This is a genomic window from Staphylococcus sp. HMSC063F05, from assembly GCF_001837075.1.
GTDB lineage: Bacteria > Bacillota > Bacilli > Staphylococcales > Staphylococcaceae > Staphylococcus > Staphylococcus epidermidis.
In genome coordinates this window covers 72,558-94,481 of record NZ_KV831325.1, presented here as the reverse complement: position 1 = coordinate 94,481, position 21,924 = coordinate 72,558, and the positions used below count along the sequence as shown (strand labels likewise).

Genomic DNA, 21,924 nt, shown 5'->3' with positions numbered 1-21,924 from the left:
TATGGATAATTCTTTACACGCTACAACAATTTATGCTGTACGCCATAATGGTGAAGCAGCTATGGCTGGTGATGGTCAAGTCACATTAGGTCAACAAGTTATTATGAAACAAACTGCTAGAAAAGTAAGACGTTTATACGAAGGAAAAGTATTGGCTGGTTTTGCAGGTAGTGTTGCTGACGCCTTCACACTTTTCGAAAAATTTGAGACAAAGCTTCAGCAATTTAGTGGTAATTTAGAGCGCGCAGCTGTTGAACTAGCACAAGAATGGCGTGGAGATAAACAATTACGACAATTAGAGGCGATGCTTATCGTAATGAATAAAGATGCCATACTTATTGTTAGTGGTACAGGTGAGGTTATTGCACCTGATGATGATTTAATTGCCATTGGGTCAGGTGGTAACTATGCACTTAGCGCAGGTCGAGCACTAAAAAGACATGCAGCACAACTTTCTGCTAGTGAAATGGCATACGAAAGTTTAAAAGTTGCAGCTGATATTTGTGTGTTTACAAATGACAATATAATTGTAGAAACGCTATAAAATCGCATTGCTCAAATTAAGGAAATGAATCTCATAAAACAAAGTAGCAATATGGAGGAATGTTAAATATGGATACAAATGGAATTAAATTAACCCCAAAAGACATCGTATCTAAATTGAATGAGTATATTGTAGGACAAAATGACGCAAAACGTAAGGTGGCTATTGCACTAAGAAATCGTTATCGTAGAAGTCTTTTAAAAGAAGAAGAGAAACAAGAGATTGCGCCTAAAAATATTTTAATGATAGGTCCAACGGGAGTTGGTAAAACTGAAATAGCTCGACGCATGGCAAAAATTGTTGGAGCACCATTTATTAAAGTTGAGGCAACTAAATTTACAGAAGTCGGTTACGTCGGAAGAGACGTTGAAAGCATGGTTAGAGATTTAGTTGATGTTGCTGTACGTTTAGTAAAAGACGAGAAAAAGTCATTAGTTAAAGATGAGGCAACTAAGAAAGCAAACGACAAATTAGTTAAATTACTTGTTCCGAGTTTAAAAAAGAAGGCAGCACAAGGTAACAACCCTTTGGAAAATTTATTCGGTGGAGCAATTCCAAACTTCGGTCAAAATCAAGATGAAGAGGAAGAACCGCCAACTGAAGAAATTAAAACCAAACGTTCTGAAATAAAAAAACAACTTGAACAGGGCAAACTTGAAAATGAAAAAGTAAGAATTAAAGTAGAACAAGATCCTGCATCAATGGGTATGTTAGGGACTAATCAAAATCAACAAATTCAAGATATGATGAATCAATTGATGCCCAAGAAAAAAGTCGAAAGAGAAGTTTCGGTTGAAACAGCTAGAAAAATCTTAGCTGATGATTTTGCAGATGAATTAATTGACCAAGAAACTGCGAATCAACAAGCCTTAGAGCTTGCAGAACAAATGGGTATCATATTTATTGATGAAATAGACAAGGTTGCTACTAACAATCAAAATAGCGGTCAAGATGTGTCAAGACAAGGCGTACAACGAGATATTCTTCCTATACTTGAAGGTAGCATGATTCAGACAAAATATGGTACTGTAAATACTGAACATATGCTATTTATAGGTGCTGGTGCATTCCACGTATCAAAACCAAGTGATTTAATTCCTGAATTACAAGGTCGATTTCCAATTAGAGTTGAATTAGAAAGTCTTTCAGTAGAAGATTTCGTGAGAATTCTGACAGAACCAAAATTATCGCTTGTCAAACAATATGAAGCATTGCTTCAAACTGAAGAAGTTACAGTAAATTTCTCAGAAGATGCCATTCAACGATTAGCTGAAATTGCATATCAAGTTAATCAAGATACTGATAATATTGGTGCTCGTAGATTACACACTATTCTAGAAAAAATGCTTGAAGATTTATCATTTGAAGCACCAAGCATGCCGAATGCTGTTGTGGATATTACTCCACAATATGTAGATGACAAATTAAAATCAATCTCAACAAATAAAGATTTAAGTGCATTTATTTTATAAATATATATAGAAGGAGAAAAATTATGAGCTTATTATCTAAAACAAGAGAATTAAACACTTTATTACAAAAACATAAAGGTATTGCAGTAGATTTTAAAGATGTTGCTCAAACAATTAGTAATGTTACAGTTACTAATGTATTTATTGTGTCGAGAAGAGGTAAAATCTTAGGGTCTTGTTTGAATGAATTATTAAAAAGTGAACGCATTAAAGATATGTTAGAAGATCGACATATACCGCGTGAATATACTGAAGAGTTGATGAATGTTAAACAAACAGAATCGAATATCGATATTGATAATGAATTAACTGTATTTCCGCCAGAGAATAGAGAGGTATTTTTAAATAGTAGAACAACTATTTTCCCAATTTTAGGTGGTGGCGAAAGACTTGGTACGCTAGTCTTAGGTCGAGTTCAAGACGACTTCAATGAAAATGACTTAGTATTAGGAGAATATGCAGCCACTGTAATTGGAATGGAAATTTTACGAGAAAAACATAATGAAGTCGAAAAAGAAGCTAGAGATAAAGCTGCTATAACAATGGCAATCAACTCACTTTCATATTCAGAAAAAGAAGCAATTGAACATATATTTGAAGAACTTGGTGGTACAGAAGGTTTACTTATAGCTTCAAAAGTAGCTGACAGAGTGGGCATTACACGATCAGTCATTGTGAATGCTTTACGTAAACTTGAAAGTGCTGGTGTCATAGAATCACGTTCTCTTGGAATGAAAGGGACATTTATTAAAGTAAAAAAAGATAAATTCCTTGATGAACTTGAAAAAAAATAAGTAAAAGTTGCACTTGAAATGTTTTATTGAAATATTAGTAAATTAAGAGTAATATGCGAATAATGAATGGACTGATTTTTAACTTTTTCAGAAACCTATTACTTTATATGTTAGTTATCGCACTATACAATGGTTAGAGGAATTAAGAATGTTATTAAATAATCACCATCTTTATTGTTTTTAAAACAGAAATTCAATAATACAATTCATGTTATTGCTTTTATGCATTAAATATGATATATTAATTGACGGCTATAAAGCCAATACACACATAATCAATTTAAATATAGAGGGTGCAAATTAAATATTTGTCTTTATATCAGTTGATTATGGAGGTAAATAACCACTAGGAGGAATTTAAAATGGCAGTAATTTCTATGAAACAATTACTTGAAGCCGGTGTTCACTTCGGTCACCAAACACGCCGTTGGAACCCAAAAATGAAAAAATATATCTTCACTGAAAGAAATGGTATTTATATCATTGATTTACAAAAAACAGTGAAAAAAGTTGAAGAAGCATACAACTTTGTAAAACAAATCTCTGAAGAAGGCGGAAAAGTCTTATTCGTAGGTACAAAAAAACAAGCGCAAGAATCAGTTAAAGCTGAGGCAGAGCGTGCTGGTCAATTCTACGTTAACCAAAGATGGTTAGGTGGGATTTTAACTAACTACAAAACAATCTCAAAACGAATTAAACGTATTTCTGAAATTGAAAAAATGGAAGAAGACGGATTATTTGAAGTATTACCTAAAAAAGAAGTTGTTGAACTTAAAAAAGAATACGACCGTTTAATTAAGTTCTTAGGCGGTATTCGCGATATGAAATCAATGCCTCAAGCATTATTCGTTGTTGATCCTCGTAAAGAGCGCAACGCTATTGCTGAAGCTCGCAAACTAAATATTCCTATCGTAGGTATTGTTGACACTAACTGTGATCCTGATGAAATTGATTACGTTATCCCAGCAAACGATGATGCTATTCGTGCCGTTAAATTATTAACTGGTAAAATGGCAGACGCTATCTTAGAAGGTCAACAAGGTGTATCTAATGAAGAAGTAGCTGCAGAACAAAACATCAATTTAGATGACAAAGAAGAATCTGAACAAGCAGAAACAACTGAAGAAAACACTTCTGTTGAATCAAACTAAGAGATAGTTTAAATGGGTGATAAGATACTAATGCTTATCACCTTTTTTTAAAAATAAAATTAAATCATATTACTGTAATGGAAATATAACCTAAAATAATGCTAAAATTTAGGTATATCAATAATTACTATTTATATTGGAGGAATAATGAATGGCAATTTCAGCAAAACTTGTTAAAGAATTACGTGAAAAAACTGGCGCAGGAATGATGGATTGTAAAAAAGCGCTAACTGAAACTGATGGTGACATCGATAAAGCGATTGACTACTTACGTGAAAAAGGTATTGCAAAAGCAGCTAAAAAAGCTGACCGTATCGCAGCAGAAGGACTTGTACACGTTGAAGTAAAAGATAATGAAGCTGCAATCGTTGAGATTAATTCAGAAACAGACTTCGTAGCACGTAACGAAGGTTTCCAAGAATTAGTTAAAGAAATTGCTAACCATATTTTAGATAGCAAGGTAGAAACAGTAGACGCTTTGATGGAATCTAAATTATCTAGCGGTAAAACTGTTGATGAAAGAATGAAAGAAGCTATCTCAACAATTGGTGAAAAATTAAGTATCCGTCGTTTCTCTATCAGAACAAAAACTGATAATGATGCATTTGGTGCATATTTACACATGGGTGGACGTATTGGTGTGTTAACTGTAGTGGAAGGTACTACTGATGAAGAAGCTGCTAAAGACGTAGCAATGCACATTGCGGCAATCAACCCTAAGTATGTTTCTTCTGAACAAGTAAGCGAAGAAGAAATCAATCATGAAAGAGAAGTATTAAAACAACAAGCATTAAACGAAGGTAAACCAGAGAAAATCGTTGAAAAAATGGTTGAAGGTCGTTTACGTAAATATTTACAAGAAATTTGTGCTGTAGATCAAAACTTCGTTAAAAATCCAGACGAAACTGTTGAAGCTTTCTTAAAAGCTAAAGGTGGTAAACTTACTGATTTCGTTCGTTATGAAGTTGGAGAAGGTATGGAAAAACGTGAAGAAAACTTTGCTGAAGAAGTTAAAGGACAAATGAAATAATCTGTCATAAAGTTTAACAAGGAAGAAGACACCTCACACGTTTCCTTTTTATTAGCCTATTGTTAAGATAGCTGAAAGGAGACAATCGTGTCTTCTTTACTTATATATTTACATATTTTTACGATAGAGAGGATAAGAAAATGGCACAAACTTCTAAATATAAACGTGTAGTATTAAAATTGAGTGGCGAAGCTTTAGCAGGTGATAAAGGATTCGGCATAAATCCTATCATTATCAAAAGCGTTGCACAGCAAGTTGCTGAAGTTGCCAAAATGGATTGTGAAATTGCTGTCATTGTCGGCGGTGGAAATATTTGGAGAGGCAAAACTGGTAGCGACCTAGGTATGGATCGTGGTACGGCCGATTACATGGGGATGCTTGCTACTGTTATGAATGCTTTGGCATTACAAGACAGTTTAGAACAATTAGATTGTGATACACGTGTTTTAACTTCTATTGAAATGAAACAAGTTGCTGAACCATATATTCGTCGACGTGCAATTAGACATTTGGAGAAAAAACGTGTTGTTATATTTGCCGCTGGAATTGGTAATCCTTACTTCTCAACTGACACAACTGCTGCTTTACGTGCGGCTGAAGTAGAAGCAGATGTAATTTTAATGGGTAAAAATAATGTAGATGGTGTTTATTCAGCTGATCCAAAAGTTGATGCAAATGCAATTAAATATGAACATTTGACACATATTCAAATGCTTCAAGAAGGTTTACAAGTGATGGATTCAACAGCTTCATCGTTCTGCATGGATAATAATATTCCGTTAAATGTTTTCTCTATTATGGAAGAAGGTAATATTAAGCGTGCTGTAATGGGTGAAAAAATCGGAACATTAATTACAAAATAATTTTGAGGTGTAAAAAATGAGTGACATAATCAAAGATACAAAGTCTAGAATGCAAAAATCAATTGATAACTTATCTCGTGAACTTGCTAACATTAGTGCTGGTAGAGCAAACTCTAATTTACTTAATGGTGTTACAGTTGACTACTATGGTGCACCTACACCAGTGCAACAATTAGCAAGTATCAATGTGCCTGAAGCACGTCTATTAGTTATTTCACCATATGATAAGTCATCAGTTGCTGATATTGAAAAAGCAATTATCGCGGCTAATCTTGGGGTTAATCCAACGAGTGATGGTGAGGTTATTCGTATCTCTGTACCAGCTTTAACTGAAGAAAGACGTAAAGAATTAGTTAAAGAAGTTAAAAAAATTGGTGAAGATGCTAAAGTCTCAATTAGAAATATTCGTCGTGATATTAACGATCAGCTTAAAAAAGACGAAAAAAATGGTGACATTACTGAAGACGACTTAAGAAGTCAAACTGATGATGTACAAAAAGCTACAGATAATTCGATTAAAGAAATAGATCAATTGGTTGCCGACAAAGAAAAAGATATTATGTCAGTATAGGTATTTTATTATCGCAAACACTTTCATATTAGTATATTATCTAAAATGAAACATCTGTTAGACATTGAATATCTTCATAGTCTAAACTGTACCAACTAAGACTTTGGTACAGTTTTTTTATTTGCTTATTCAATGGAATAAATGAGTATGATAAAATGATAGATGATTGTTTAATTAACTAATATAATAAACAGAGACGATCAGGCTCGGAGGAAAGACCATGTTTAAAAAGCTGAAAAATAAAAATAAAACTGAGACAAACCATAATAATGACTTAGACATACATAATATACCTGAACATGTGGCTATTATCATGGATGGAAATGGGCGTTGGGCAAAAAAACGTAAAATGCCTAGAATTAAAGGCCATTATGAAGGTATGCAAACAATCAAAAAAATTACTCGCGAAGCGAGTGATATAGGTATTAAGTATTTAACATTATACGCATTTTCAACAGAGAATTGGTCTAGACCTGAAAGTGAAGTTAATTACATTATGAATCTTCCAGTGAATTTCCTTAAAACATTTCTACCAGAATTAATTGAAAAGAATGTTAAAATTGAAACAATAGGGTTTTATGAAGGTTTACCACAATCTACAATTGATGCTATTGATTTTGCTAAAGCTAAGACTCAGCACAATACTGGGTTAACTCTTGTGTTTGCTATAAATTATGGTGGACGAGCTGAGATTATTCAGAGTATGAAAGCAATATATAACGAATTACAATTAAACGGACAAGGATCTGAAGTGATTGATGAGGCGTTAATAAAGCGTCATTTAATGACTCATAGTTATCCAGATCCAGACTTATTAATACGCACTTCAGGAGAACAAAGAATAAGCAATTTCTTAATATGGCAAGCTTCATATAGTGAATTTATTTTTAATGAAAAGCTATGGCCAGATTTTGATGAAAAAGAGTTAAGAGAGTGTTTGAAAATATATCAATCACGCCAAAGACGTTTTGGAGGATTAAGTGAGGAGTAAAAAATGAAAGTAAGAACATTAACCGCGATTATAGCCTTATTAATATTCTTGCCCATCTTGCTCAAAGGTGGCTTAATATTAATGCTTTTCGCATTCTTATTAGCTTTGATAGCCTTAAAAGAACTACTTAATATGAATATGATCAAATTTTTATCTATACCTGGTCTGATTAGTGCTTTAGCCCTAATTATTATCATGTTACCTCAAGATGCAGGTGAATGGGTTCAAGTTATCCAACTTAAAGGTTTAATTGCTATGAGTTTCATAGTTTTAAGTTATACAGTGCTATCTAAAAACAGATTTAGTTTTATGGATGCTGCATTTTGTTTGATGTCTGTAGCATACGTAGGAATTGGCTTCATGTATTTTTATGAGACACGTTCTGAGGGCTTGAGATATATTTTATTTGCATTTTTAATAGTTTGGCTAACAGATACGGGTGCTTATATTTTTGGTCGCCTTATGGGTAAACATAAGTTATGGCCAGTCATTAGCCCTAATAAAACAATTGAAGGTTTCTTTGGTGGTATTTTATGTAGCATTTTAGTACCATTAGTGATGCAAATGTTTGTAGATTTACATATGAATATTTGGCTTTTACTATTAGTCACAATTGTTTTAAGTATGTTTGGTCAATTAGGTGATTTAGTAGAATCTGGGTTTAAACGTCATTTTGGTGTTAAAGATTCAGGACGTATACTACCAGGACATGGTGGTATATTAGATAGATTTGATAGCTTCATGTTTGTATTACCGCTATTAAATATTTTACTGATACAAACTTAAATTTATGAATTGTAAAATGAAATAGATGTTATAATGAAGGAGTTATTGAGATGTTGATTAGTGGTGAATATCTCTTAACTCCTTTTCAGCACTTATTGATAAACTGAAAAGATACAACAACACAAAATAATATGATATTAAGTATTAACATATTATAATATTTAATATTATCTATCGATTTAATTACTTAGATGATTTTTTAATTAAACATAAATTCATTAGAGGTGTAGAACATGAGCATTTTAATTACGATTATTTCATTTATCATCGTATTTGGTGTACTCGTAACTGTTCACGAATATGGACACATGTTTTTTGCTAAGCGAGCAGGAATTATGTGTCCTGAATTTGCGATTGGTATGGGTCCTAAAATTTTTAGTTTTCGTAAAGATGAAACATTATATACAATTCGTCTATTACCGGTGGGTGGTTATGTCAGGATGGCTGGTGATGGTCTTGAAGAACCACCAGTTCAACCAGGTATGAACGTAAAAATAAAGTTAAATAACCAAGACGAAATCACACATATAATTCTAGATGACCAACATAAATTCCAACAAATTGAAGCCATAGAAGTTAAGAAATGTGATTTTAAAGATGACCTATATATTGAAGGTATCACTTCTTATGATGATGAAAGGCATCACTTCACTATAGCGAAAAAGGCATTTTTTGTCGAAAATGGAAGCCTTGTTCAAATTGCTCCAAGAGATAGACAGTTTACACATAAGAAACCATTGCCAAAGTTTTTAACATTATTTGCAGGTCCGTTATTTAATTTTATTTTAGCTTTAGTTCTATTTATTGGATTAGCATACTACCAAGGTACGCCAACCAATGTCATAGGAGAAGTTGTGAAGAAATCTCCAGCTGATGAAGCTGGATTGCACAAAGGTGATAAAATAGTTCAGGTAGGTAATCATAAAATTAAAAATTTTGATGATATCAAACATGTTCTTGACCAAAATAAAACGGCGAAAACAACTGTAAAAATTAAAAGGGATGGCCAAAACAAGTCTGTAGATCTCCAACCTAAAAAAGTAGAGAGAAAGATAACTAAAACTAAAACTCAAACAACTTATCAAATTGGTTTTGCCCCTACTACAGAACACAGCGTTTTTAAACCAATAAGCTACGGTATTTATAACTTTTTCGATAAAGGTAAGCTTATTTTTACAGCTGTTGTTGGTATGTTAGCTAGTATATTTACAGGAGAATTTTCATTTGATATGTTAAATGGCCCTGTTGGTATTTATCACAGTGTTGATTCTGTTGTTAAATCTGGAATTATTAATTTAGTAGGATACACCGCTTTATTAAGTGTTAACTTAGGAATAATGAATTTGCTACCTATTCCAGCGCTTGATGGTGGTCGCATATTATTTGTACTATATGAGGCTATTTTTAGAAAACCAGTGAATAAAAAAGCGGAAACAGGAATTATTGCTGTAGGCGCACTTTTTGTGGTTATTATTATGATTTTAGTCACTTGGAATGATATACAACGGTATTTCTTATAAATAGGGAGGAAAAAGAGAATGAAACAATCTAAAGTATTTATACCAACGATGAGAGAAGTCCCTGCAGAGGCGGAAGCATTAAGCCATCGTTTATTATTAAAAGCAGGGTTAATTAAACAGAGTACAAGTGGTATATATAGTTACTTACCACTTGCTACACGTGTACTAAATAATATATCTAAAATCATACGTGAAGAAATGGAAAGTATAGATGCTGTAGAAATTCTTATGCCAGCTTTACAACAAGCAGAATTATGGGAAGAGTCAGGACGTTGGAGTGCATATGGTCCAGAACTAATGCGTTTAAAAGACAGAAACGGACGTGAATTTGCATTAGGACCTACTCATGAGGAAGTAGTCACTTCTTTAGTAAGAGATGAATTAAAATCATATAAACAGTTACCCCTTACTTTATTTCAAATTCAATCCAAATATAGAGATGAGAAAAGACCACGCTTTGGATTATTAAGAGGACGCGAATTTCTTATGAAAGATGCATATTCCTTCCATTCAGATGAAGCTTCATTAGATGCAACTTATCAAGATATGTATCAAGCATATAGTCGCATATTCAAACGTGTAGGCATCAATGCAAGACCGGTTGTGGCAGATTCAGGTGCAATAGGGGGAAGTCATACACACGAGTTTATGGCATTGAGTGAAATTGGGGAAGATACAATAGTTTATAGTAATGAGAGTGACTATGCAGCGAATATTGAAAAGGCTGAAGTTGTTTATCATCCTTCTCATAAGCATTCTGCACTTGCGGAATTGACTAAAGTTGAGACGCCCAATGTTAAAACAGCTCAAGAAGTTGCAGAATATTTAAAGAGACCATTAGATGAAATTGTAAAAACTATGATCTTTAAAATAGATGGCGAATTTATTATGTTTCTAGTTCGTGGACATCATGAATTAAATGAAGTGAAATTAAAATCATATTTCGGCACGGAACATGTTGAAATGGCTACTCCAGATGAAATTGTTAATCTTGTAGATGCCAATCCGGGGTCTCTTGGTCCTATTTTTGATAAAGATATTAAAATTTATGCCGATAATTACTTACAAGATTTAAATAACTTTGTTGTAGGAGCTAATGAAGATCATTATCACTATATAAATGTCAATATTGGTAGAGACTTTGATGTAACAGAATACGGTGACTTTAGATTCATTACACAAGGTGAGATGTTAAGTGATGGCTCGGGAGTAGCACAATTTGCTGAAGGCATTGAAGTAGGACAAGTTTTCAAATTAGGGACAAAATATTCTGAATCAATGAATGCAACTTTTCTAGATAATCAGGGAAAAGCTCAACCACTCATTATGGGCTGTTATGGTATTGGAGTATCAAGAACATTAAGTGCAATTGTTGAACAAAACAATGACGAGAATGGAATTATTTGGCCAAAATCAGTAACGCCTTTCGATATCCATCTAATTACTATCAATCCTAAAAAGGATGATCAACGTACTTTAGGTGATCAACTTTATCAAAAATTAATGGATTCATACGATGTTTTATATGATGACCGAAAAGAACGTGCTGGTGTTAAATTTAATGATTCAGACCTAATTGGGTTACCGGTACGAGTTGTTGTTGGTAAAAGAGCTGAAGAAGGTATTGTTGAGGTAAAACAACGCATTAACGGTTTAAGTGAAGAAGTGCAAATTGATGAATTAGAGTATTACTTACAAGAATTATTTAAGAATATTAAGTAAGTTGCAATAAAATTTTTGATAGTCAAATTGATATTAATAAAGAGCAGGAAAGATGATGAAACATAATTTTAAATCTAACCTGCTCTTCTTTATTGTATTATTTACTATTTGTTTTTCATGAAAATACGTGCAATCAGTAGTATAATATGAAACGAATTTATTTAGTGACTTTATGAGCAGTTGTAACATATCCAATGATGTTTAATAGTTTTAAATTTAGTATTAATTAAGGTGGTTATTATTTTGGCAATGACAAATCGAGAAAAGTTTAAAGTGCTTGCCGATCAAATAAAAATATCAAATCAACTAGAACAAGATATTCTTGAACAAGGTGAACTCACTCGTATAGATGTTTCAAATAAAAACAGAACATGGACTTTCCAAATATCACTCCCACATTTTTTATCTCATGAAGATTATCTTCTTTTTACACATGCAATTGAAGAAGAATTTAAAGAAATAGCTACAGTAGCAATTGATTTTTCAATTAAAGATACCAACAATCAAGATGAGTTTGCTTTAAAATATTTCGGACATTGTATTGATCAAACACGATTGTCGCCAAAAGTGAAAGGTCAATTGAAACAAAAAAAACTCATTATGAGTGGAAATGTTTTAAAAGTCTTAGTTTCAAATGACATTGAGAGAAATCATTTTGATAAGGCATGTAATGGTAGTTTGGTTAAAGCATTTAGACAGTGTGGCTTTGAAATTGATAAAGTCGTTTTTGAAACAGATTCAACAAATCACGATGATGACCTTGCATCGTTAGAAGCACATATTCAACAAGAAGATGAACAAAGTGCAAGAGAAGCAACTGAAAAATTAGAAAAAATGAAAGCAGAAAAAGCGAAACAACAAGATAATAATGAAAGTACAGTGGAAAAATGTCAGATTGGAAAACCAATTCAGATTGAAAATATAAAACCAATTGAATCAATTATTGAAGAAGAATTCAAAGTAGCTATTGAAGGTGTTATATTTGATATTAACCTAAAAGAACTTAAAAGTGGACGTCATATAGTTGAGCTTAAAGTTACTGATTACACAGATTCACTTGTATTAAAAATGTTTACAAGAAAAAATAAAGATGACTTGGACCACTTTAAGGCACTTAGTGTTGGTAAATGGGTTAGAGCTCAAGGTCGTATTGAAGAAGATACTTTTGTTAGGGATCTTGTCATGATGATGTCAGATATTGAAGAAATTAAAAAGACACCTAAACAAGATAAAGCAGAAGATAAGCGTGTAGAGTTTCATTTACATACGTCTATGAGTCAAATGGATGGTATTCCTAATATTAGTGCATATGTTGAACAAGCTGCTAAATGGGGGCACCAAGCTTTAGCAGTAACAGATCACAACGTAGTACAAGCTTTTCCTGATGCACATAATGCTGCCGAAAAACATGGTATTAAGATGATTTATGGTATGGAAGGTATGCTAGTAGACGATGGTGTTCCTATAGCTTATAAACCAACAGACCGTAATTTAAAAGATGCAACATATGTGGTGTTTGACGTAGAGACAACAGGTCTTTCTAATCAATATGATAAAATTATTGAATTAGCTGCAGTAAAAGTGCATAACGGTGAAATTATAGATAAGTTTGAACGTTTTAGTAATCCACACGAAAGATTATCTGAAACCATTATCAACCTTACACATATCACTGATGATATGTTAACTGATGCTCCCGAAATTGAAGAAGTGTTAACTGAATTTAAAGAGTGGGTTGGAGATGCTATATTTGTAGCTCATAATGCTTCATTTGATATGGGATTTATTGACACAGGATATGAAAGGTTAGGCTTTGGACCTTCTACAAACGGTGTAATTGATACACTTGAGCTTTCACGTACAATTAATACCGAATATGGGAAACATGGTTTGAATTTCCTTGCCAAAAAATATGGTGTCGAATTAACGCAACATCATAGAGCGATTTATGATACAGAAGCAACAGCTTATATTTTTATAAAAATGGTTCAACAAATGAAAGAACTAGGTGTGAACAACCATCTAGAAATTAATAAAAAATTAACTAATGAAGATGCATATAAAAGAGCTCGTCCATCTCACGTTACACTCATTGTTCAAAATCAAGAAGGTCTTAAAAATTTATTTAAAATAGTTAGTGCTTCATTAGTTAAGTATTATTACCGTACGCCAAGAATTCCACGTTCTCTTTTAAATGAATATCGAGAAGGGATCTTGATTGGTACAGCTTGTGATGAGGGTGAATTATTCACAGCAGTAATGCAGAAGGATCAGTCGGAAGTAGAAAAAATAGCAAAGTTCTATGATTTTATAGAAGTTCAACCGCCTGCGCTTTATCAAGATTTAATGGATAGAGAATTAATACGAGATAATGAAACGTTAACACAAATTTACAAGCGATTAATAGATGCTGGTAAAAGCGCTAATATCCCAGTGATTGCTACTGGTAACGCGCATTATCTATATGAACATGATGCTATAGCCAGAAAAATTTTAATTGCATCCCAACCAGGGAATCCATTAAATCGTTCAACATTACCAGAAGCTCACTTTAGAACCACTGATGAAATGTTAGATGATTTTCACTTCTTAGGTGAAGAAAAAGCATATGAAATCGTTGTAACAAATACAAATGAGCTCGCTAATAAAATTGAAAAAGTGGTTCCTATAAAAGATAAACTATTTACGCCAAGAATGGATGGGGCTAATGAAGAAATTCGTGAGTTGAGTTATTCTAATGCGAAAAAACTATATGGTGAAGATTTACCACAAATTGTTATAGATCGCCTTGAAAAGGAATTAGATAGTATTATTGGTAATGGCTTTTCTGTTATTTACCTCATATCTCAACGTTTGGTGAAGAAATCGCTAGATGATGGTTATTTAGTTGGATCGCGTGGTTCAGTTGGTTCTAGTTTCGTAGCAACAATGACTGAAATTACAGAAGTTAATCCGCTTCCACCACACTACATTTGTTCACATTGTAAGACAAGTGAGTTCTTTGATGATGGTTCGGTTGGATCTGGATTCGATTTACCAGATAAAAAATGTCCTACTTGTGGTAATGAATTAATTAAAGAAGGACAAGATATCCCTTTTGAGACATTCCTTGGATTTAAAGGAGATAAAGTTCCAGATATTGATTTGAACTTTAGTGGTGAATATCAACCTAACGCTCATAATTACACAAAAGTATTGTTTGGTGAAGATAAAGTATTTCGTGCTGGAACAATAGGTACTGTTGCTGAAAAAACAGCTTTTGGTTTCGTAAAAGGTTACTTAAATGATCAAGGTATTCACAAACGTGGTGCTGAAATTGATCGGTTGGTTAAAGGTTGTACAGGGGTCAAACGTACAACTGGTCAACATCCTGGAGGAATCATTGTTGTACCGGATTACATGGATATTTATGATTTTACACCGATTCAATTCCCAGCAGACGACCAAAGTGCAGCGTGGATGACAACCCATTTCGACTTCCATTCAATACACGATAATGTCTTAAAATTAGATATATTAGGACATGATGACCCAACGATGATTCGTATGTTACAAGACTTATCAGGAATTGACCCCAAAACTATACCAGTAGATGATAAAGAAACAATGCAAATATTTAGTGGTCCTGAGAGTTTAGGTGTTACAGAAGACGAAATATTATGTAAGACAGGTACATTTGGTGTACCAGAATTTGGTACTGGATTTGTACGTCAAATGCTTGAAGATACTAAGCCAACGACATTCTCAGAATTAGTTCAAATTTCAGGTTTATCTCATGGTACGGACGTTTGGTTAGGTAATGCACAAGAGTTAATTCGTCAAGGGATATGTGACTTATCTAGTGTGATAGGCTGTCGTGATGATATCATGGTATATCTGATGTATGCTGGACTTGAACCGTCAATGGCTTTTAAAACGATGGAATTTGTACGTAAAGGTCGTGGCTTAACAGATGAAATGGTTGAAGCGATGAAGGAAAATAACGTGCCAGATTGGTATTTAGATTCTTGTCGTAAAATTAAATATATGTTCCCTAAAGCTCATGCCGCTGCTTATGTACTGATGGCTGTAAGAATTGCATACTTTAAAGTACATCATCCACTATATTATTATGCAGCATACTTTACCATAAGAGCTTCCGATTTTGACCTTATAACAATGATTAAAGATAAAACGAGTATTCGTAATACAGTTAAAGATATGTATTCACGATATATGGATTTAGGGAAAAAAGAGAAAGATGTATTAACTGTATTAGAAATAATGAATGAAATGGCGCATCGAGGTTTTCGATTGCAACCGATTAGTTTAGAAAAAAGCCAAGCTTTTGACTTCATCATTGAAGGGGATACATTGATTCCTCCATTCATTTCAGTGCCAGGACTTGGAGAAAACGTTGCACAAAGAATTGTTGAAGCGAGAGAAGAGGGACCATTTTTATCCAAAGAAGATTTAAATAAAAAAGCCGGCTTATCTCAAAAGGTTATTGACTATTTAGATGAATTAGGCTCATTGCCAGATTTACCTGACAAGGCACAATTGTCGATATTTGATATGTAAGCATTTCTAATTACTAAATTGATATCATATATGTTCAATCATCTTTATTAGTAACCCTATATCAGTTTGTTTACTTATTAGACTTGTGATATACTAAATATGCGTAAAAAATGATTAACTCAGGCAGAAGAGTGGGCATAAACCCGCTCTTTTCTATTTGCCAAAAAAGGAGGCCTGTATGAGTAAAATTACTGAGCAAGTTGAAGCATTGATTCAACCAGTTTTAAATGATTTGAACTTTGAATTAGTAGACATTGAGTATGTTAAAGAAGGTAAAGACCATTTTTTAAGGATTTCCATTGATAAAGAAGGTGGCGTAGATCTTAATGATTGTACTATAGCTTCAGAAAAAATTAGTGAAGTTATGGATGAAAATGATCCAATACCTGAAATGTATTATCTTGATGTTGCATCGCCAGGGGCAGAAAGACCAATAAAAAAAGAAAAAGATTTTTATAATGCTATCAATCAACCCATTTTTGTATCTCTTTATGCACCAATTGAAGGAGATAAAGAATGGTTAGGTGTTTTAAAATCTGTAAATGATGAATCAATTAATATGGAAGTTAAAGAAAAGGCAAAAACAAAAGAAATTGAAATTCCAAGAAATAAAATAGCAAAAGCACGTCACGCTGTAATGATTTAACGTGATGAGGAGGAAAAAACGTGTCAAGTAATGAATTATTATTAGCTACTGAATATTTAGAAAAGGAAAAGAAAATTCCTAGAGAAGTTTTAATTGATGCAATTGAAGCAGCTTTAATTACTGCGTACAAGAAAAACTATGATAGTGCCAGAAATGTAAGAGTAGAATTAAATATGGACGAAGGTTCATTTAGAGTGATTGCACGTAAAGAAGTCGTAGAAGAAGTGTTTGATGACAGAGATGAAGTTGATTTAAGTACTGCTTTAGTCAAAAATCCTGCCTATGAAGTAGGAGATATTTATGAACAAGATGTAACACCGAAAGACTTCGGACGTGTAGGAGCTCAAGCAGCTAAGCAAGCTGTGATGCAACGACTTAGAGACGCAGAAAGAGAAATTTTATATGATGAATTTATCGATAAAGAAGAAGATATTCTAACAGGTGTGATTGACCGTGTAGACCATCGCTATGTATATGTGAATTTAGGAAGAATTGAAGCTGTGCTGTCAGAAGCTGAAAGAAGTCCTAATGAGAAATATATTCCTAATGAACGTATCAAGGTGTACGTAAATAAAGTTGAACAGACTACAAAAGGTCCACAAATTTACGTATCAAGAAGTCATCCTGGATTACTAAAACGCTTATTCGAACAAGAAGTTCCAGAAATTTATGATGGTACTGTTATTGTTAAATCAGTAGCGCGTGAAGCTGGAGATCGTTCTAAAATTAGCGTGTATTCTGATAATCCTGATATAGATGCTGTTGGCGCATGTGTAGGTTCTAAAGGAGCACGAGTAGAAGCGGTTGTTGAAGAACTTGGTGGCGAAAAAATCGATATCGTCCAATGGGATGAAGATCCGAAAGTATTTGTTCGTAATGCTTTAAGTCCATCACAAGTTTTAGAAGTAATTGTTGATGAAGAGAATCAATCAACTGTAGTTGTAGTTCCTGATTACCAATTATCCTTAGCTATAGGTAAAAGAGGGCAAAACGCACGTTTAGCTGCTAAATTAACAAGTTGGAAGATAGATATTAAATCAGAATCTGATGCCCGAGAAGCTGGAATTTATCCTGTTATTGAATCAGAAGAAGTTGCAGATGAAATTGTTAATTCCGGTGACGAAGATGTTGAGTTTGATAATGTTAACTTGGAAGAGACAAACTTAACTAGTACAGAATTAGCTGCTGAAACTGATGAAGATAAAAAAGATAAAACAGAAGAAGATAATGACACAGAATCATAGGTTGGAGTGATAAATTAATGAGAAAGAAAAAAATTCCAATGAGAAAATGTATTATATCTAATGAAATGCGTCCAAAAAAAGATATGATTCGAGTGGTTATTAATAAAGAAGGCGAAATCTTTGCAGATGCGACAGGAAAAAAACAAGGGCGCGGTGCATATGTGTCTAAAGATGTAGCTTTAGTTGAAAAGGCTCAACAAAGAGAAGTTTTAGAAAAATATTTTAACGCTACTAAAGATACACTTGATCCTGTTTATAAAGAAATAATAAGACTGATTTATAGAGAAGAGATCCCAAAATAATGACTAAAATGAAAATTTTTAATTTGCTTGGTTTAGCTATGAGAGCTGGTAAAATCAAAAGTGGCGAATCGGTCATCTTAAATGAGCTTAAAAAGAATCAAATAAAACTTGTCATATTAGCTAGCGATGCATCTAGTAACACTCTAAAACAAATGAATAATAAATGTAATAGTTACCAAGTGCCATTAAAAGTGTTTGGTACTAGAAATGAATTAGGGTTAGCAATAGGTAAAAGCGATAGAGTTAATATTGGTATAACAGATAATGGTTTTGCAAAAAAATTGTTATCAATGATAGATGAATATGGTAAGGAGTGATTATATGAGTAAAAAAAGAATTTACGAATATGCGAAAGAATTAAATCTAAAGAGTAAAGAGATTATAGATGAGTTAAAAAGTATGAATGTTGAAGTGTCAAATCATATGCAAGCTTTAGAAGAAGAACAAATCAAAGCATTAGATAAAAAATTTAAAGCCTCTCAAGCGAAAGACACTAATAAACAAAATACTCAAAATAATCACCAAAAATCTAATAATAAACAAAATTCTAACGATAAAGAAAAACAACAAAGTAAGAATAATAGTAAACCAACGAAGAAAAAAGAACAAAACAACAAAGGAAAACAGCAAAATAAAAACAATAAAACTAATAAGAATCAAAAAAACAATAAAAATAAAAAGAATAATAAAAATAATAAACCTCAAAATGAGGTAGAAGAAACAAAAGAAATGCCCTCTAAAATCACTTATCAAGAAGGCATAACTGTCGGTGAGTTAGCTGAAAAGCTAAATGTAGAATCAGCTGGTATTATTAAAAAATTGTTCTTACTAGGTATTATGGCTAATATCAATCAATCATTGGATGAAGAAACATTAGAATTAATTGCAGATGACTATGGCGTTGAAATAGAGAAAGAAGTAGTCGTTGATGAAGAAGATTTATCAATTTATTTTGATGATGAGACTGATGATTCTGATGCAATTGAACGTCCAGCAGTTGTTACAATCATGGGCCACGTAGACCATGGTAAAACGACTTTATTAGATTCTATTCGTAACACTAAAGTTACAGAAGGAGAGGCTGGCGGAATCACTCAACATATTGGTGCTTATCAAATTGAAAATTCAGGTAAAAAAATTACGTTCTTAGATACTCCTGGACATGCTGCATTTACGACTATGCGTGCACGTGGTGCTCAAGTTACTGATATTACAATTTTAGTCGTGGCCGCTGAGGATGGTGTGATGCCTCAAACAATTGAAGCTATAAATCACGCTAAAGAAGCAGAAGTACCTACGATTGTTGCAGTAAACAAAATTGATAAACCAACTGCTAACCCTGATCGTGTTATGCAAGAACTCACTGAGTATGGATTAATTCCAGAAGACTGGGGCGGTGACACAATCTTTGTACCACTATCTGCATTGAGTGGAGACGGTATTGATGATTTATTAGAAATGATCGGTTTAGTAGCGGAGGTACAAGAACTTAAAGCTAATCCTAATAAACAAGCTGTAGGTACTGTGATTGAGGCTGAATTAGATAAATCACGAGGTCCAGCTGCATCTTTACTTGTTCAAAATGGTACTTTAAACGTTGGAGATGCAATTGTTGTAGGTAATACTTATGGACGTATACGTGCAATGGTTAATGATTTAGGAAAAAGAATTAAATCTGCCGGTCCTTCAACACCTGTAGAAATTACTGGTATTAACGATGTTCCACTTGCAGGTGATCGTTTTGTTGTATTTGGTGATGAAAAACAAGCACGTCGAATTGGTGAAGCACGTCATGAGGCAAGTGTCATACAGCAACGTCAAGAAAGTAAAAATGTTTCATTAGACAATTTATTTGAGCAAATGAAACAAGGTGAAATGAAAGATTTAAATGTCATCATTAAAGGTGATGTACAAGGTTCAGTTGAAGCATTGGCCGCATCTCTAATGAAAATAGATGTTGAAGGTGTGAATGTACGAATTATTCATACAGCTGTTGGTGCTATCAATGAATCAGATGTTACATTAGCAAATGCATCAAATGGTATTATTATTGGTTTTAATGTACGCCCAGATGCAGGTGCGAAACGTGCGGCTGAAGCTGAAAATGTAGATATGCGATTACACAGAGTTATCTATAATGTTATTGAAGAGATAGAATCAGCTATGAAAGGTTTACTTGACCCAGAATTTGAAGAGCAAGTCATTGGACAAGCTGAAGTGCGTCAAACATTTAAAGTTTCTAAAGTTGGTACAATTGCTGGTAGTTATGTGACTGAAGGTAAAATCACTCGTAACGCTGGTGTACGCGTAATTAGAGATGGTATCGTGTTATTTGAAGGTGAACTTGACACATTAAAACGTTTCAAAGATGATGCTAAAGAAGTAGCTCAAGGCTATGAATGTGGTATTACAATTGAAAAATATAATGATCTCAAAGAAGGAGACATTATTGAAGCGTTTGAAATGGTAGAAATTCAAAGATAATTCATTGGTAAAGAGCTGAAGTGTGTATAGTTGAAATAAGAGAGAAGTAACTAATATGTCAAATAGCAATTCAGCAAATTATTAATTTTATTTCATTTGTACTATTAAACTTGATAATAGTTGAAAGATAAGTAACATAGAAAATATCTATGAATTATAAATACCTTACTGTTTAAATATATAAATAGTGAGGTATTATTTTATGCGAAAAAAAATTACAACTCGAAGAGAAAATAATCTTAGTAGCGGAGCTTTTGATGTAATAAGAAAAATAGTTACTGAAGAGAAAGAGTTACAGAACTTTTCTCAAAATACTATTAGCAATTATAATAAAGTTTTCAATTCATTAAATGAGTATTTTGGAGATGATATTAATCCTTTTGAACTAAGTGAACAAAATGCAAAAGATTTTGTAAAATATTTAAAAGATTCTCATATACACTATTATGATAAAATTCATAAGAAAGGTGTTAAAAGAGGATTAAAACCTAGTACTGTAAATAGTTATATTAAATTATGTAAGTCAATTTATGAAACACTTTTAAATTTAGGATATGTTAAATATAATCCTTTTTATAATATTAAATGTTTAAAAAGACAAAATGAAAAAATTAAAACAGTTCCTACTTCAGACCTTAAAAAATTAATTGAAAGTCTTGATAAAAATTATTATACGGATTTTAGAATGTATGTAGCTATTCATGTATTCCTTGATACTTTTGGAAGAATAGATGAAGTGCTTAATATAACTATTGATGATATTGATTTTGAAAAAAAGACTATTTTCTTTCCTGTTACTAAAAATAATGAAAGCCGATATGTTACTATAAGTAATAAAACTAAGAATTTAATAGTTGAATTAATCGAAGAAACGAGTAATATGAATGAAAATTATCTTTTTATAAGCGTAAATGGTGGTAGATTTACTAATCAAGCTTTTAGAAATCAATTAAAGAAATATTGTAGTCAATTTGATATAAAAACAAATATTACTCCTCATTCTCTTAGACACACCGCTTCAATGTTATTCTTGGAAAATGGAGGTAATATTAGAGTGTTACAAAAAATTTTAGGACATAAGAAATTATCAACTACAGAGATATATGCGCATGTTTCTGAAAATTTAATGTCAATACAAAAAGAAAATTATTCTCCTATGAACCAGATAATCAAAGGAGATAAAAAGTATATTAGGGCAAGAAGTAAAAGATTAAAATAACAGTCATATTTTTAAATATTACAAA

General features: G+C 32.7%; 18 protein-coding genes. All 18 read left to right on the top strand.

Going from position 1 to position 21,924, the window contains the following annotated elements:
• Window position 1: 1 nt before the first annotated feature.
• Window positions 2-544 (top strand): ATP-dependent protease subunit HslV, encoded by a 543-nt coding sequence (gene hslV, locus HMPREF2576_RS02750; protein ID WP_001829498.1) that lies wholly within the window; start codon window positions 2-4, stop codon window positions 542-544.
• 68 nt (window positions 545-612) lie between these two features.
• Window positions 613-2,016 (top strand): ATP-dependent protease ATPase subunit HslU, encoded by a 1,404-nt coding sequence (hslU, locus tag HMPREF2576_RS02745; protein ID WP_001829474.1) that lies wholly within the window; start codon window positions 613-615, stop codon window positions 2,014-2,016.
• Window positions 2,017-2,039: 23 nt separating this feature from the next.
• Window positions 2,040-2,810 (top strand): GTP-sensing pleiotropic transcriptional regulator CodY, encoded by a 771-nt coding sequence (gene codY, locus HMPREF2576_RS02740; protein WP_002439506.1) that lies wholly within the window; start codon window positions 2,040-2,042, stop codon window positions 2,808-2,810.
• A gap of 362 nt (window positions 2,811-3,172) precedes the next feature.
• The gene (rpsB, locus tag HMPREF2576_RS02735) at window positions 3,173-3,961 is read left to right on the top strand and encodes a 30S ribosomal protein S2 (RefSeq protein ID WP_001832557.1); all 789 of its coding nucleotides are present in this window, start codon (window positions 3,173-3,175) and stop codon (window positions 3,959-3,961) included.
• Window positions 3,962-4,112: 151 nt separating this feature from the next.
• Complete coding sequence (tsf, locus tag HMPREF2576_RS02730; RefSeq protein ID WP_002439509.1) at window positions 4,113-4,991, top strand: translation elongation factor Ts; 879 nt, start codon at window positions 4,113-4,115, stop codon at window positions 4,989-4,991.
• A 140-nt stretch (window positions 4,992-5,131) separates the two neighbouring features.
• Window positions 5,132-5,854 (top strand): UMP kinase, encoded by a 723-nt coding sequence (gene pyrH / locus HMPREF2576_RS02725; protein ID WP_002439511.1) that lies wholly within the window; start codon window positions 5,132-5,134, stop codon window positions 5,852-5,854.
• Between the two features lie 16 nt (window positions 5,855-5,870).
• The gene (gene frr, locus HMPREF2576_RS02720) at window positions 5,871-6,425 is read left to right on the top strand and encodes a ribosome recycling factor (protein WP_001829472.1); all 555 of its coding nucleotides are present in this window, start codon (window positions 5,871-5,873) and stop codon (window positions 6,423-6,425) included.
• A 220-nt stretch (window positions 6,426-6,645) separates the two neighbouring features.
• Window positions 6,646-7,416, top strand: coding sequence for an isoprenyl transferase (locus HMPREF2576_RS02715; RefSeq protein WP_001832561.1), 771 nt, complete (start codon window positions 6,646-6,648; stop codon window positions 7,414-7,416).
• 3 nt (window positions 7,417-7,419) lie between these two features.
• Window positions 7,420-8,202, top strand: coding sequence for a phosphatidate cytidylyltransferase (locus HMPREF2576_RS02710; protein ID WP_001829499.1), 783 nt, complete (start codon window positions 7,420-7,422; stop codon window positions 8,200-8,202).
• Window positions 8,203-8,435: 233 nt separating this feature from the next.
• Window positions 8,436-9,722 (top strand): RIP metalloprotease RseP, encoded by a 1,287-nt coding sequence (gene rseP / locus HMPREF2576_RS02705; RefSeq protein ID WP_001829501.1) that lies wholly within the window; start codon window positions 8,436-8,438, stop codon window positions 9,720-9,722.
• A gap of 18 nt (window positions 9,723-9,740) precedes the next feature.
• Window positions 9,741-11,444 carry a proline--tRNA ligase gene (locus tag HMPREF2576_RS02700; protein WP_001829513.1) on the top strand — a complete coding sequence of 568 codons (1,704 nt, stop codon included), beginning with the start codon at window positions 9,741-9,743 and terminating at the stop codon, window positions 11,442-11,444.
• Window positions 11,445-11,693: 249 nt separating this feature from the next.
• Window positions 11,694-16,004 carry a PolC-type DNA polymerase III gene (locus HMPREF2576_RS02695; protein WP_002456566.1) on the top strand — a complete coding sequence of 1,437 codons (4,311 nt, stop codon included), beginning with the start codon at window positions 11,694-11,696 and terminating at the stop codon, window positions 16,002-16,004.
• Between the two features lie 178 nt (window positions 16,005-16,182).
• Window positions 16,183-16,650, top strand: coding sequence for a ribosome maturation factor RimP (gene rimP, locus HMPREF2576_RS02690; RefSeq protein ID WP_002439519.1), 468 nt, complete (start codon window positions 16,183-16,185; stop codon window positions 16,648-16,650).
• 20 nt (window positions 16,651-16,670) lie between these two features.
• On the top strand, window positions 16,671-17,894 hold the full coding sequence (nusA, locus tag HMPREF2576_RS02685) for a transcription termination factor NusA (protein ID WP_001829457.1): 1,224 nt from the start codon (window positions 16,671-16,673) through the stop codon (window positions 17,892-17,894).
• A 17-nt stretch (window positions 17,895-17,911) separates the two neighbouring features.
• Window positions 17,912-18,196 carry an RNase P modulator RnpM gene (rnpM, locus tag HMPREF2576_RS02680; protein ID WP_001829465.1) on the top strand — a complete coding sequence of 95 codons (285 nt, stop codon included), beginning with the start codon at window positions 17,912-17,914 and terminating at the stop codon, window positions 18,194-18,196.
• Window positions 18,196-18,513, top strand: coding sequence for a YlxQ family RNA-binding protein (locus HMPREF2576_RS02675; RefSeq protein WP_002439520.1), 318 nt, complete (start codon window positions 18,196-18,198; stop codon window positions 18,511-18,513). Before rnpM ends, HMPREF2576_RS02675 begins: the two co-directional genes overlap by 1 nt.
• 4 nt (window positions 18,514-18,517) lie before the next feature.
• Window positions 18,518-20,680 carry a translation initiation factor IF-2 gene (infB, locus tag HMPREF2576_RS02670; RefSeq protein ID WP_070856160.1) on the top strand — a complete coding sequence of 721 codons (2,163 nt, stop codon included), beginning with the start codon at window positions 18,518-18,520 and terminating at the stop codon, window positions 20,678-20,680.
• A 202-nt stretch (window positions 20,681-20,882) separates the two neighbouring features.
• Window positions 20,883-21,899, top strand: coding sequence for a tyrosine-type recombinase/integrase (locus tag HMPREF2576_RS02665; protein WP_049319210.1), 1,017 nt, complete (start codon window positions 20,883-20,885; stop codon window positions 21,897-21,899).
• The last annotated feature ends 25 nt before the right edge of the window (window positions 21,900-21,924 follow it).

Excerpts from the sequence above, each read along its gene's own strand:
- hslV (WP_001829498.1), top strand. The coding sequence starts at position 2 with ATGGATAATTCTTTACACGCTACAACAATTTATGCTGTACGCCATAAT.
- hslU (WP_001829474.1), top strand. The coding sequence starts at position 613 with ATGGATACAAATGGAATTAAATTAACCCCAAAAGACATCGTATCTAAA.
- codY (WP_002439506.1), top strand. The coding sequence starts at position 2,040 with ATGAGCTTATTATCTAAAACAAGAGAATTAAACACTTTATTACAAAAA.
- rpsB (WP_001832557.1), top strand. The coding sequence starts at position 3,173 with ATGGCAGTAATTTCTATGAAACAATTACTTGAAGCCGGTGTTCACTTC.
- tsf (WP_002439509.1), top strand. The coding sequence starts at position 4,113 with ATGGCAATTTCAGCAAAACTTGTTAAAGAATTACGTGAAAAAACTGGC.
- pyrH (WP_002439511.1), top strand. The coding sequence starts at position 5,132 with ATGGCACAAACTTCTAAATATAAACGTGTAGTATTAAAATTGAGTGGC.
- frr (WP_001829472.1), top strand. The coding sequence starts at position 5,871 with ATGAGTGACATAATCAAAGATACAAAGTCTAGAATGCAAAAATCAATT.
- HMPREF2576_RS02715 (WP_001832561.1), top strand. The coding sequence starts at position 6,646 with ATGTTTAAAAAGCTGAAAAATAAAAATAAAACTGAGACAAACCATAAT.
- HMPREF2576_RS02710 (WP_001829499.1), top strand. The coding sequence starts at position 7,420 with ATGAAAGTAAGAACATTAACCGCGATTATAGCCTTATTAATATTCTTG.
- rseP (WP_001829501.1), top strand. The coding sequence starts at position 8,436 with ATGAGCATTTTAATTACGATTATTTCATTTATCATCGTATTTGGTGTA.
- HMPREF2576_RS02700 (WP_001829513.1), top strand. The coding sequence starts at position 9,741 with ATGAAACAATCTAAAGTATTTATACCAACGATGAGAGAAGTCCCTGCA.
- HMPREF2576_RS02695 (WP_002456566.1), top strand. The coding sequence starts at position 11,694 with ATGACAAATCGAGAAAAGTTTAAAGTGCTTGCCGATCAAATAAAAATA.
- rimP (WP_002439519.1), top strand. The coding sequence starts at position 16,183 with ATGAGTAAAATTACTGAGCAAGTTGAAGCATTGATTCAACCAGTTTTA.
- rnpM (WP_001829465.1), top strand. The coding sequence starts at position 17,912 with ATGAGAAAGAAAAAAATTCCAATGAGAAAATGTATTATATCTAATGAA.
- HMPREF2576_RS02675 (WP_002439520.1), top strand. The coding sequence starts at position 18,196 with ATGACTAAAATGAAAATTTTTAATTTGCTTGGTTTAGCTATGAGAGCT.
- infB (WP_070856160.1), top strand. The coding sequence starts at position 18,518 with ATGAGTAAAAAAAGAATTTACGAATATGCGAAAGAATTAAATCTAAAG.
- HMPREF2576_RS02665 (WP_049319210.1), top strand. The coding sequence starts at position 20,883 with ATGCGAAAAAAAATTACAACTCGAAGAGAAAATAATCTTAGTAGCGGA.